Annotated in this window: 8 protein-coding genes; 5 read left to right on the forward strand and 3 right to left on the reverse strand. The window is 47.0% G+C overall.

Annotated features, from left to right (window positions below):
• Nucleotides 1-149: 149 nt before the first annotated feature.
• Both rhaD and LO777_RS18125 read left to right on the forward strand, forming a co-directional pair.
• Nucleotides 150-959: a rhamnulose-1-phosphate aldolase gene (gene rhaD, locus LO777_RS18120; RefSeq protein ID WP_228855231.1), complete on the forward strand. Its 810-nt coding sequence runs from the start codon at nucleotides 150-152 to the stop codon at nucleotides 957-959.
• A gap of 500 nt (nucleotides 960-1,459) precedes the next feature.
• Complete coding sequence (locus LO777_RS18125) at nucleotides 1,460-5,074, forward strand: hypothetical protein (protein WP_228855232.1); 3,615 nt, start codon at nucleotides 1,460-1,462, stop codon at nucleotides 5,072-5,074.
• Nucleotides 5,075-5,089: 15 nt separating this feature from the next.
• Here LO777_RS18125 and LO777_RS18130 read toward each other — a convergent pair whose 3' ends face one another.
• The 3 genes from LO777_RS18130 to LO777_RS18140 form a co-directional block, all read right to left on the reverse strand.
• Complete coding sequence (locus tag LO777_RS18130; protein ID WP_228855233.1) at nucleotides 5,090-6,424, reverse strand: L-cysteine desulfidase family protein; 1,335 nt, start codon at nucleotides 6,422-6,424, stop codon at nucleotides 5,090-5,092.
• Nucleotides 6,425-6,534: 110 nt separating this feature from the next.
• Nucleotides 6,535-6,915 (reverse strand): RidA family protein, encoded by a 381-nt coding sequence (locus tag LO777_RS18135; RefSeq protein WP_228855234.1) that lies wholly within the window; start codon nucleotides 6,913-6,915, stop codon nucleotides 6,535-6,537.
• A gap of 3 nt (nucleotides 6,916-6,918) precedes the next feature.
• On the reverse strand, nucleotides 6,919-7,572 hold the full coding sequence (locus tag LO777_RS18140) for a helix-turn-helix transcriptional regulator (protein WP_228855235.1): 654 nt from the start codon (nucleotides 7,570-7,572) through the stop codon (nucleotides 6,919-6,921).
• A 263-nt stretch (nucleotides 7,573-7,835) separates the two neighbouring features.
• On the opposite strand from LO777_RS18140, the gene LO777_RS18145 reads away from it, so the two are divergent.
• From LO777_RS18145 to LO777_RS18155, 3 genes are read left to right on the forward strand one after another with little or no spacing between them, the layout of a single operon-like run.
• The gene (locus LO777_RS18145) at nucleotides 7,836-9,896 is read left to right on the forward strand and encodes a serine protein kinase PrkA (RefSeq protein ID WP_228855236.1); all 2,061 of its coding nucleotides are present in this window, start codon (nucleotides 7,836-7,838) and stop codon (nucleotides 9,894-9,896) included.
• A 36-nt stretch (nucleotides 9,897-9,932) separates the two neighbouring features.
• The gene (locus LO777_RS18150) at nucleotides 9,933-11,348 is read left to right on the forward strand and encodes a DUF444 family protein (RefSeq protein WP_228855237.1); all 1,416 of its coding nucleotides are present in this window, start codon (nucleotides 9,933-9,935) and stop codon (nucleotides 11,346-11,348) included.
• A 4-nt stretch (nucleotides 11,349-11,352) separates the two neighbouring features.
• Nucleotides 11,353-12,987 (forward strand): SpoVR family protein, encoded by a 1,635-nt coding sequence (locus tag LO777_RS18155; protein ID WP_228855238.1) that lies wholly within the window; start codon nucleotides 11,353-11,355, stop codon nucleotides 12,985-12,987.
• Nucleotides 12,988-12,993: the final 6 nt, after the last annotated feature.

Genomic DNA, 12,993 nt, shown 5'->3' on the forward strand with positions numbered 1-12,993 from the left:
CAGCCACAAAAGCAAATGAAAACCCTGCTACAGCAAAATACCTTCTGTGTGGGGGATTTTCAGATAAACTATGGTAACAATACTGGACGATAAACAGTTCAACAAAAAAATATTAAGCAAAAAATGTGCCTGAATAGGCAGGAGTGGTGATGGCAGAGAAGAAAATAGACTTACCTGGGGCAGTGCTGGCTGAACTTGAGAAGATATCAATGGTGGCTTCTTATCTTTGGGAGCGGCAGTGGATCGAGCGAAACGGGGGCAATATTTCTTTCAACCTCACGGAAATGATTACCGGGTTGCCGGATTCCCTGGATGGTTTTCAATATATTGAAAGACAGGTTCCTGCCGGTACTGCCGGTATGGTTGTTTTTATAACGGCTGGTGGCGCGCGATTGCGGGATCTAATGAACCATATTGAAGAGATTGGCTGTGTTCTGAGGATCGATGAAGAGGAGAAGGGATGCCATCTTCTCTGGGGAGGAGGAAAAAACAGTTTTCAGCCCAGCAGCGAATTCATCCCTCATCTTTTGATTCATCTGGAAAAAAAGAGGCTTAAAGATGGACACCGGGCGGTTCTTCATGTCCATCCCCTGGAATTGATTGCCATGAGTCATCACCCTGTTTTGGGTCATGATGAGCAGAAATTGAATCGTGCCTGCTGGTCGATGTTACCGGAGGTTCGTCTTTTTATTCCCCGGGGTCTGGCCCTTGTCCCATTTTACCTGCCTGGTTCAGATGAGCTGGCAGCACAGACCGCGACAGCTCTGTGCAGCAGGGATGTCGCTCTCTGGAGCAAACATGGAGCTGTTGCCACAGGCAGGGATATTTATGAAGCATTTGATTGTATAGATGTGGCCAATAAGGGGGCTTCAATTTACCTGCGATGCCTGTCTGCCGGCTTTGAACCGGATGGACTGAGTGAAGATGAAATGGCGAAACTGATGGGTGGTTTTGTTTGAGAAATATTCTCAAAGCCGCTGGCGATGATTATCTTTCAGGGAGGTAAGGAATTCTGACGCCGTAACGGTTTTATGAGTTGGAACAAATAATACTCTTTTACCCGGGTTGTTGTGGATAAATCTTTTCAGTTTAAGGAATTATTTCTCTCATTCTTCTTCGCGATCATCCTCCATGCTCTGGCTACGCTGGTCGCTCTTTATTCGGGGGAGATTCCCTGCTGCTCCAGAAAAAGTTTTCAGGCCAACATATTCGTAAAAATCAATTAGTTACCAGGAATTCAGGCCATGATCCTGAATTAAAAATATCGGGAAATAAAAGAGATACCTCGGTTAATAAAGTTGTAAAGACATCTGTTCCTTTCAGTTTTGCGGGTGGTGGCAGGGCAGTCTCGAGAAATATACAGAAAGTCGTCTCTGTCCCTTCCGCTCCACTCAGCCCTCTTTTTTCACGGGAGAAAAATGTCCATTTTCTCGGGAGAATCAGTCCGCCTGAACAGCTTATGGCTCCCGTTTTTTCCCATGACACCATTCCGGAGAAACCACCAACTGAAGTATGGGAGGAAATCAGGGATTCCAGAACATCTGCGCTGACGGGTGATATTTTCAATGATTCCGTACCGGCACCTTATTCCAGGGAAGAGTTGCAGGAGAGGGAAAAACTTTTTGTGGACGGCCTCAGGGAGGATCTCAAGGATGCTGACCTGAATATGAGATTTTCCACCTTCATTATTTCGGCGGAATATTACTATCTCAGCAGAGCGTTGATTGAAAAGGGAATGGCACCGGCCTTTACACTGAAAGATGCACTGGTTCGTTATGAAAAGCGACTCCTGAAAATGCGGAAACGACTGTCAAAGCAGCCGGACATTTATTCCCTGATTACAATTCTGCAGGCCTACGCAGAGAACAAATATTATCCCGGTAATGGCAGTGGGCTGTTGCTTGACGGGTTGTATCATAATCTTAATGACTGTGAGGGGGGAACCAAGGAAGTTCTTGCCTACCTGGACGATCTGTATCCTCAACTGGAAATCGGTTCAAACAGGGGGTTGTTGCGGACCACCAGTGGGGATGTCATAGGTCATATGCAGGTTTATATAGCACCGGGCAAGGTTGCCGGAAAAATTATGGAGAACAGCAATGGAATCGTGCTTGAAACCACCCGGGTAGCGGCAGATTCCATAAGGTCCTGGAAGGCTGGAGATGTGTTTCCACTGGAGGATTTTGTTTTTCGTTTCTATCCCGCTCTTTCTGAGCTGGCCGACTCACGTCGCTGGATTCAAAATGAAAAAAACAGCAGTGAAACTGGCCGTTTTCAGAAAATCGTCGGGACCAGTAATCATCCTCTGAAAATGAGTTACACTGTTTCCTCTACCCTTCTTGGCGGACTGTATGACATTGAGAATATCAGAAGGAGAAAAATAGAAAATGAATTTGTGAAAAGCAGGTTGAGTACCTGTGATCCGGGTATTGACCCGCTTCACAGCAACTCCAGTAATATTTTCAGTAATTTTGTGGCAGTAGATAAGAAATTGAGAAAGAACCTGATCGGCCATTACCTGGCATCACTGCAATATTGGGACAACCAGGTGATGCCCCAGTGGAAGAAACCGCGGTTTCTGGTCAGTTATGATGATTTTGCCACAACTCTTTTACAGAAAAAGTGGAACAATTCTGGATATATTCTTCTGGATTCCGGGTCAGCATTGCCTGCAGAGCAGGTGGAGAGTCACAGACTGTTTCTGGGTGCCCTAACCGGCGAGACCAGGAAAAAAGGAGCAGACGAAAACTATTTTGGAAAGGGAGCGCGGCAGTGCGGGCGGGGAGCATTTCTTTCCGGAGATCTGGTTTCCTATCTTTTCAGCTCCCCTGAAAAACCTGGTTTCTTTTTTCTCCCTGCCGTGAAAGACATGGAGAACTGGGAAAATTTGCCAAAGGCAATTCTTGATGATTGTCTCATGGTGACGACAGAGGATGATACGGCGAATATACTGAGAATCCTCGGAGAAACGGCAGCTTCGCAACGAATATCGTTTCGGAGGATGCTCTATGATCGCGTTGTGGGGAGAAGTCCTGTGGCATTTTCCGGCAACCTGCCGCAGGACTCCCTGAAAAGAGAGCTGGGGACACTTTTTACCGGCAGGGCCGAAATAGAGGATGCGACTTTTGCTGGTACCAGAGTTTCGGGTCGGAGTTCGCGTGAAGTGGCAAGTGTTTTGGAAACGGTGAGAGAAAAGGGTCGAACGGGCATAGCTCCAGAATTGCTCAGGGACAGCTTTGATTTTTTTGATGGCCGACAGTTTATGGATATGGTTCTGGCATATGGCATGAGAAAGGATCTGGCACTTTCTTTTCCACGGGCCAATAATTTTGTGGAAACAGTCGTCACACTCTTTCTGTCCGGAACTTCATCCGTTGCAGACAAGGAACTGGAAGAAGTTTTCATCAGGTTGGAAGGATCAGAAAAAGAGAATCTGCGCCTGGCTGCAATCAGGGGCAGGGCTCTTTCTATCGGTAAAGATACAACAGAGCTTTCCGCTGCCCTTGCTTCCGCACTGGTTACGGGGAAGCAGTTTGACTTTGAGGCTCTTCTGACGCTGATGGCTTTCGGTCTGCGGGAAGAAGATGCGGTTCGTGTCAGCCGGTTATGGTCAAAGAAAATATTCTCAAGAATACCGCAGTTTCCAGGAGATCGGCGCGATGAAGATGTTGCCGTCCTGCTGGAGCTTGCCGGTCTGGTTCGCAGTGCTTCCTTTTTCCATGACCGCGAACTCCTGCAAAGCATCAGGACAGAACTGGAAGGGAGTCTGGCAGGAGATTTTCGCCGGGCTTCAGGGGATGGCCCCGGTGGCGGTGATTATGGATTGCTTGTAAGCAAGGTATACATTCTTGCCATGCTGGCCGAGGCCGGCACTTTCATGCCGGCAGACTCGAATTTTCTGGAACATTTCATTACTTTTGGAGGCCACAATCCCCTGGGAAACAGTATGGTGACCCTTGTGTCCGGACTTTTTTCCCGTGAAGCTCTTGCAGAGCTGTTGCAACGGACAATTGATGACCAATTGCAAACCGTTGTTCGGCTTTCGTTGGAAACGAAAAATATACAGGAAAAAAGCTACAGCGAAAAACTGGCCCGGTTACAACGTATTGTCGGTAACGGGAATCTTATTGCAAGGTTACTGCTGGAGTTGGATGGCCCTGCCATGACAGGAATTTCCGGGCTTCCTGCATCTGAATTTACAAACAGATCAGACAATGGGCTGTGGTATCTTCAAAAGCTGCACACCGAGATCGGCAGAACAGGTATTTTTGCAGCGTTCCAAAAGGACAGGACGTCCCGTAGTGAAAAAAAGAATGGTTTTAGCGGTTTTGCGGGCAAATATTATCAGGACAGGCGGGTTCGGGAGTCTTTTTCTTTACTGGCATATTTTCAGTCAGAAAAAGGACTGGGGAAAAGGGTCAAGTTCAGGAAGATAAAAGATATAAAAACGTTGAAGGATCTGCTTAAAGTCAAGGTAATCCAGTCAAGCAGGAAAGTGACCCGGCAGGATATGTCCCTTTTGACTCTCAGTCTTAACGGGCAGAACAGTTCCAGTGAAATCAGGAAGTCGTGGGAAGAGACGCTTGAAGTTATCAACCACCACCTTGGTCTGCCCATGTCCGACGAGAGCAGGGAATATCTGTTTGCTCCCCATTACCCTTATCTTGTCAGCAATGATTCCGGTTTTCTGTATAATCCAGACAAGATTGAAGATCTTCGCAATGCTGTCGGCTGGGGTGGCAGAAATGATATCCTGTTAAGCAGTTATCTTCATTTCCGAAATCTGCCGGAGAAATTGCCGGACTGGCTGCTGCAGACAGCACAGAAGCGAAGTGAGGTGGAACAGGCTATTATACAACGTCTTGAACAGCGCAGTTTTTATCCGATGATTCTGGAGTGTGAGAGTGATTCAACGCTTCTGCCCGAGAGTCTTTTCAGTGCAAAATGGAAAATCCGAAAACCGTTTGGGGAGGATATTTTCCCGGGAACACTTCTCCTGCTCCGGCTTGGCTACCTTGAGATTACCGGAGACGGGGAGCTTGTTCCCACGAAAAAGATGGTACACCAGGGATAATTTCCCAATGACCTTTCAGTTTTTCTTTCTTTTTTCTCTGGTCATCTGTTTTTCCAGCATGATTTTCAGGATGGTTTTATCAGTCTGGATCATACCGTCATGGCTGAGCTCACCCATGTTCTGGATGGTTTTACGGGTGGAGTCCCCGATAATCCCGTCCGTGTCCTTGACATTGACACCTTGGAGAGAGAAGAGTGCAGCCTGTACGGCAGCACCTGCTGCGGTATTGAGCTTGATGGCACAGCCCGCCTTGGCGCCGTCGCAGATAACTCCGGCCAGATCCTCGAGAATATTTTTTATGGCTCCCTCCATATGGTGCACATCTCCACCGACCAGATAGGTGATTCCTGCCGTTGCTCCGGCTCCTGCGGCGACGGAACACCCACAGACTGCAGACAATCTTCCAGTGTGGGCTTTGACATAAGCTGTAATAATATGGCTGAGGCCTATGGCCCGGAGAATGGTTTCCCGGTCGTGGTCAATAAAATCTTTTACGGCCCAGATGGGTAGAATTGCTGTCAGGCCATGGTTCCCACTGCCGGCCGAACTCATGGCCGGCAGGTTTACTCCTCCCATGCGGGCGTCAGCCGCCGCCGAGGTGAGGCGTCTGGCTGAGGTGGACATGTCTTTGACCAGGAGTTTCTGTTTGACCAGACGGTCAATAGCTTTGCCGATACCAAGTCCTGTACCGTATTTCAGACCATGTTCTGCCAGGGCAAGATTGTGCCTTACCCCTTCTTCAAGAAAATTGAGGTCGTCGTCGTCCAGGTCTGCTGTCAGTTCAAGAATATCTTCGAGGGTTAATTCCCTCAGCCAGTTTTCCAGCTCCACCAGAGGGTGTTTTGTACCTTTCTTTGTGGAGGTGGAAAGGAGGGGAGAATCTTTTATTTCAGTACCATTGAATTTAAGGGAAGCGATATTGTTATGCAGATCAATAATAAGGGATTCCGCCATGTTTTCACCGGCGGTTATTGTAGTGTGGACATAGAGTCCCGGCTCTTCCCGGAGAGTTACCGTCACCTTGTCCTCATTGAGCAGCTGTCGGGCCCTGGATATGGCTTCGTCATCCAGGTTGGCCAGAACTTCCAGCCCCCTGACGGGATTACCCCCGAATGCTCCCAGGGCAGCAGCTGTGTCAAGGCCCTGCATATTGTCACTTCCTGGAATAGTTACCGCCATTCCATTTTTATAAATATTCGGATCAATTGTTATTTCAATGGCGTCAATAGCAGTTTTCTCAGGCAGGACTGAGACTGCCGCAGCCGCACCCAACGCAATGGCAACAGGTTCAGTGCATCCTAGGGCCAGGGTGACTTCCATTTCAAGAATATCTTTTACGGTAAAATTCATTTTTTTTCGGGTGATTTTGGACCGTTTTTTATGTCATCAGTTTATCAGGATATACCCAAAGGGCATAAACGGCGGAGCCATTTTGAGCCATCAGGTCCAGTTCAGTTGGTTTAAAGGGCCAGAACTGACTCGATTTCAATGTCTGATCCCAACGGCAGAGCGGCTACCTGTACTGTGGAACGGGCGGGGGGCGCTTCAGAAAAAAATTCACCATATGCTTCGTTGACTGCCTGAAAATCGGCAAGGTCGGTGAGGAATATGGTGGTTTTTACGATATTTTCCAGGTTTGCTCCAGCCTCGCTGGCAATTGCTCTGATATTTTCCAGAATCTGCCGGGTTTTTTCCGCAATGTTTCCATCAATCAGTCTGCCGTCAGCAGGGTTGATGGGAAGCTGACCGGAGATGAAGAGCAGGTTGTTCGTGGCAATTGCCTGGGAATAGGGGCCAATGGCTGAGGGGGCCTGGTCGGTTGCAATGATTTTTTTTGACATGTGTTACTCCTTTGGTGTGTTGTTTCTGATTTTTTTCAGGTAATTATAGACTGTATATTTAGTTATGCCCATCAGTTCGGCGATTTGTTCGACGGCCCCCTTGAACTGAAATGTCCCATTGTTTTCCAGGATTTCAAAAAGGTGTGTTTTCTCCTCCACGGTCATCGTTACCGGTTGTCTACCTATTTCCGTGATTGCCTGGTCAAAGATTGCCTCGACGGTCTCGGAGGCAGAGTGGGCAAATGTTTCCTGGCCGGGTCCGTTGTCGTTTTCCCTGTTGAAAATTAATGGTTGCAGGGCTTGTGCAGCATTGAAGAAATCGGTGGTATCAAAGTTAATACAGAATGCAGCCACAGGTTTTCCTTTGCTGTCGCAGATAATCGAGGTTGTGGACTTCAGGCATTTGCCGTCCCGGGTCGTTGTTTTGTAGTTATGCCTGTGAGGGTTTTTGGATTCCGGTTGCTGGAGCAGTTTTACCAGCAGATCTGTGGCCGGTGCCCCAATTTTTCTGCCTGTCACTGTGCCATTAATGTAGACGAGGGACCGCTGCAGATCAGTCAGGTCGTGGATACAGGTTTCACAGTTAGGTCCGAAAAGTGCGCAGATAGCGTTCCCCACCTGTCTGAGATTTTCGAATATGCGTTCTTTTTCCATCATTTTCATGTAATAGTTTTGTGATTATGCACTAAACATTATATGCTAACTTCAGGAGTAAGTGTCAATATAAAAAAGTTGAATAGTTCAAAAAAAATTGAATATGGAATAAACAAACAGCGAACCTGCTCTTGATAATTGAAAGAAAGAAAAACTATCTATCTAATTATTTATCAGATTTTCTTGATCTTTTAGAAGATTTGTGAAGATAATTAGGTATAACGAATCTGCTCCAATTCTATCTCAACCTTTCAGGGAGGGAAGCGATGGCCGCGCAAAAGAACAACTCACTCCACCGCCATATCACATCTGTAAAAAAAGGTGAACGTGTCTTTGAAAATGCTTTTCAGGGTGTCAGCCGTATGATTCTGGAAAGAGATATCGAAAAGGTCATGGTTAATGGCAAAAATACCTTTGACTTCACAATTTTTCGAGAAGGAAAGAAACATATTGTCGGTATGTACGACGAAATAAATTCTTTCGTCTCCTTTGTAAAAGACGCCTCCGAAGGTGGGTCTTCCAAGGAAATGGCCTTTGTTCTAGTGGGAGAACCGGGAAACGGTAAAACGTTTCTAGTTGAATATCTCTGCAAAATGTACCGGGACTTTCTTTCAGTTCCCACCAACAGGAAATACACCTTTCGCTTTATAAATCTTGATAAACTCGAGTCCTACGGCAACATTAAAGTTATAGAATCACAGACTTATGAAGATCCTATGGTGCTTGCCATGAACCTGCACGAGACGGAAGATGACTCCAGAAAGTACCTGGCAAGACGATACAGGCTTTCTGACGAACTTCTGGAGGAATGGTATGAAAATTTTCGGCCTCTGGGAGCGTGTTCCGCTTATATCTGGAACAATATCAGAGAGTATACCGGGGGCAAGCTTGAAGACATGCTGAAATTTATTGAAATCGTGCCTGTACCCCTGGTGGAAAGTCTCGGGACGGTGACAGGGAAATATCCTGCCAAGGACAAAATAACCTCTTCGGCTGTGGATCTGCTTGGTGAGGAATCGATCCAGCGCCTGCTCCATATCACTGATACCAATAATCCTTACCGGTTTGACCTGCGGCGGGGAGCACTTGCAAGGGTGGCGGGAGGCGGTATTCATTTCAGTGATGAGATTTATAAAAACAAGAAGGATCTTGTCCAGGTGTATCTGGGGATAATCCAGAACCGCTGTGTGGAGATTGACGGCTATAAATGGCCCATTGACACTTTGATTGTCGCCACATCAAATAATTCCGAGTTCAACCGCTTTCTTGATGAAAAGGAAGAGGCGCCAATTGTGGACAGGTGCCGTATCTGTTATGTCTCCCATAACACAAACTATGGGTTGCAGAGTGAATTGACGGCCTATGCCATCGGGAATGAAACGAAGACAACTCTTACCGGGGAAGCCATGCATCAGGACCCGAACCTGAATTATGCCGCTTCGGTGGCTGTGGTTCTGACCCGTCTGCCCAGGTCCGAGAAACTGACCCCCATTGAGACCATGAAGCTGGCGGCGGGAGAAGTTGCAGGGGAAAAAAGCCTGAAAACCCTTTCGGAAGTGATTGATACACTCAGCCAGGAGCATGATATCACCAAACGTTTTGGTCAGAAGGGCCTTGGTCAGCGTAATCTCGGTCGGGCCATTCAGCTGATGCTGGAGGGGACGGAAACCAATGAAGGCAAATGCATGTTTGCCTATGATGTTTTCCATGCAATCGAGCGGGTCATTCTTGATTATGTCTCTGAATCCAATGACAGGGCCAAGTTTCTCGATGATCTGAAGATTGCCAAGGGGCTGTACCGTGAACGAATTATGACGGAAATGTTCAACGCCTATATGGATGAACCCCTGGCCATCCGTAAGGATGTGATGAATTACGTTAATATGATTATCGGGATTGATGCGGAAAACCTGGGTTCGGATAAGATGTGGAAATACAAGAATCCGCAGACAGGAGAGCTGCAGGCTTTGAAAATCGATGAGCGGTACATTAACTCCGTTGAAGATTGTCTTGGCCTGAAGACAAAGGAGCAGAAGGATTCTTTCAGGACATCCATCCGCAAGATCTATGGTCAGAAGATCTCTGTTAATCCCGACTATGATTTCATGGATAATCTGGAACTGGTCAAGGCGGTGACCGATGTTCGTCTGAAATCGGATATTGCCGGCTCAGGTAGCCTGATCGGGGCCCTGGCCAATCGTACCAACGAAGAAAATCAGAAGCTTTACGACCGCATGATTGAAACCATGCTCAATAAACTTGGCTACTGCACCACCTGTGCCCAGAAGACCATTGAGTATTTCTGTACCCAGGTTGATGAAAACTGACGTTCTGGTCATCATGTTTAAAAGGGGTGAAATATCATGAGAAAAAAGCTGGAAACTCTCTATCACACCTTGAAGATAAAGGGGCTGTCTCCTGAACAGGAGGATCAGATTCTCTTTGAAATCAGCCTGATGGGTGATTTGGAAGGTCATATGGCCGGCCCAGAGTCTTCTTTAAAAAAAGGGTCGGGATTCCATACCCTGACCGATTCCACTCTTTTTCTTGATTCTCCCGAAAAGCAGGCTGTTTCCATTACTTCCGTCCAGTCTCTTGACTATCTCCTGCAAAGGGATAAGCAGCGGGAAAAAGATGGTTTTCCCAGGAAGATTCGTGTGGGAAAAATGGTCAAGCCCGGTGCAGGCGGCAATGACAAGGTTGTGATCATACCCACAACAGTGGAAGAGAAACTACTCCATGACAAAGTGCGGATTAACGAAGAAGGGGAAGGGGAAGGTGATGACCCCGGTTCAGGTGAAGGTGGTTCCGGTGATGGGGAAGAAGGTGAGGTTATCGGCGAGCAGCCTGTCAGACCTGAGCAGGGTGGACAGGGTGGTGCCGGCCAGGGTGAAGGGGGATCCCATGATGTGGAATCAAACGCCTATGACCTGGGAAAGATTCTGACTGAGCAGTTTGAGCTTCCCAACCTGAAGGATAAGGGAAAAAAGAGATCTCTGACGCGTTATACCTACGATCTAACAGATAAAAATCGTGGATTTGGCCAGATTCTTGATAAAAAGGCGACCCTGAAAAGAATACTCCAGACCAATATCGCCCTGGAAAAAATCAAAACCGGTGACGTTGTGGATCCCTGTGATCTGCTGATTTCCCCGAAAGACAGGGTGTACCGCATTCTTTCAAGGGAAAAAGATTATGAATCCCAGGCCGTTGTTTTCTTCGTCCGGGACTATTCCGGTTCCATGGGTGGGAAACCTACCGAGCTGATAGTGAACCAACATGTGTTGATTTATTCCTGGTTGACATATCAATACCAGAACCAGGTGGAGACACGCTTTATTCTCCACGATACTGAAGCAAAAGAGGTTGCAACGTTCCAGGAATATTACAATCTGACTGTTGCCGGGGGCACTCAGGTCTTTACCGCGTACAGGTTGGTGAACGAAATCGTGGCCAATGAGAATCTTGCGCGTGACAACAATATTTACATTTTTCACGGTACAGATGGGGATGACTGGGATACAAAGGGAGACAGGGCTCTGCCGCAACTTGAAAAAATGCTTTCCTACGCAAGCCGGGTTGGTATTACTATTGCTGAAAATGGTTACGGTATATCCGGCCAGACAGAGGTCGAAAAATATCTGCGGAGTTCGGGATTGCTGGAAGAGAAAAAAGAGTATCTGCGACTGGATGTTATAACGAAAGATACCAGTGAAACCAGGTTGATCAGCGGTATCCGGGATCTTATTTCTTTGAGTGAGGTGGAAGCAAAGGGGTGAATATATGGAACTGATCAGCCAGCATGCGAAGAGGATTATGGAGGGATGTAAGGAACGTGCCCGGGATGAAGGGCTCAGCTTTCAGGATGAGAGTCTTGAATATATCGTAACCAATCGTGACTTTCTGCAACTTTCCCCGAAAACCATGATTCCAACTCTGTATGATTACTGGGTTCAGGATGTTGAGGTGCTTCGGGAGCAGGGACAGTATGAGCTCTATCCAAGCAATCCCTACGAAACAGTAATCAACACCAGGCCTCCCATATCGTTCTACAATGACAATAATCCAGACTGGCTGAATGTTATGATCTTCTATCATGTCATCGGCCATATTGATTTCTTTCAGAATAATTTGTTTTTCCGCCATACCTGGGACTATGATTTTGCTTCAAAGGCCCTTTCCGATAAACGACTGATTGCAAAACTGCGCTCAGAAAAGGGCAGGTGGGTGGACTATATCATTGAGTTTTCCAGGTCCATCGATAACCTGGTTGGTTACTTCGAGCTGCTCTCCCGATTTTCAGGGCGAAAGAGTGGGCAAGAGCTGTCCATGGTTGATTTTTATTTTGATATCTTTCTGCAGGATCAATCCGACAGTTCCATTGCCGGTTATGTTGCTGAGATTCAACGGTACAATGACTGCATGCGGGAGTTCGGGGACAAAGGGGAGGAACATTTTCTTGACAGTGTAAAGCAGCGTCACGCCGAATTTGAATCATTTTACAGGAAAAAGCTCAAGGAAAAAAAATCACTCCGCAATCCGGATCTGCTGAAGTTTTTGATGGAGAATTCAGAATTTCTCAACCGGGAGGAAAATAAATGGATGAAAACGGTTATGGAAGTGATCCGGACAACATCCCTCTATTTTCAACCACAGATCCGAACAAAGATTCTTAATGAAGGGTGGGCCAGTTACTGGCATGAGGAACTGTTTCTGCGGGATGATCGTATCCAGGGGCATGAGGTTGATTTTGCCCGGGTGAATGCAAAGGTCACTTCCATGCCCAGAGTGGGGCTGAATCCGTATGCCCTGGGAATGCGTCTCTTCCAGTACCTGGAATCCAGGGCAGAGAAAGGACGGCTCTCTTTTGATTTTGATCGTATTTCCGACAGTCACCTGCGCAAAAAATATGATGCGAAAACAGGCAGGGGTAAGGAATTTATTTTTGCAGTGCGGGAAAATTTTTCTGACTCCATGTTCATTAATACCTTTATTGATCAGGATTTCGTCAACACCTATAAGCTTTTTGTTGCTGACAAACGATTGAATAAGGAGCGTATGACCTGGGAATATTACGTTAAGAGCAGGAAGGCGACACATTACAAACAGATGGTCATGGACTCTCTTTATCATCCACCTGCAATTATAATCAATGTTGATGAACATAACACTCTTGTCCTGAACCATGTTTTTGAACAGAAACCACTGGTTCGTGACTATATCGAAGCGACCCTGATGGGCGTGGAATTTCTCTGGGATGGAAAGGTTTCTCTTTATACCGCTGAACCGGAGCCGGTTAAAGAAGGCGAAGGACAGGCACGCCCGGCGGGTCAGGAGGCTGCACCCGGGAAGATAAAATGGCAGCGAATCAGGTATACGATGAAGGACCGGAAATTAACAAGAACCCGGGTTGACTGAAATTCT

It is taken from the genome of Desulfomarina profundi (assembly GCF_019703855.1).
Classification (GTDB): Bacteria; Desulfobacterota; Desulfobulbia; order Desulfobulbales; family Desulfocapsaceae; genus Desulfomarina; species Desulfomarina profundi.

Coding starts and splice junctions, on each gene's coding strand:
- rhaD (WP_228855231.1), top strand. CDS start 150: ATGGCAGAGAAGAAAATAGACTTACCTGGGGCAGTGCTGGCTGAACTT.
- LO777_RS18125 (WP_228855232.1), top strand. CDS start 1,460: ATGGCTCCCGTTTTTTCCCATGACACCATTCCGGAGAAACCACCAACT.
- LO777_RS18130 (WP_228855233.1), bottom strand. CDS start 6,424: ATGAATTTTACCGTAAAAGATATTCTTGAAATGGAAGTCACCCTGGCC.
- LO777_RS18135 (WP_228855234.1), bottom strand. CDS start 6,915: ATGTCAAAAAAAATCATTGCAACCGACCAGGCCCCCTCAGCCATTGGC.
- LO777_RS18140 (WP_228855235.1), bottom strand. CDS start 7,572: ATGATGGAAAAAGAACGCATATTCGAAAATCTCAGACAGGTGGGGAAC.
- LO777_RS18145 (WP_228855236.1), top strand. CDS start 7,836: ATGGCCGCGCAAAAGAACAACTCACTCCACCGCCATATCACATCTGTA.
- LO777_RS18150 (WP_228855237.1), top strand. CDS start 9,933: ATGAGAAAAAAGCTGGAAACTCTCTATCACACCTTGAAGATAAAGGGG.
- LO777_RS18155 (WP_228855238.1), top strand. CDS start 11,353: ATGGAACTGATCAGCCAGCATGCGAAGAGGATTATGGAGGGATGTAAG.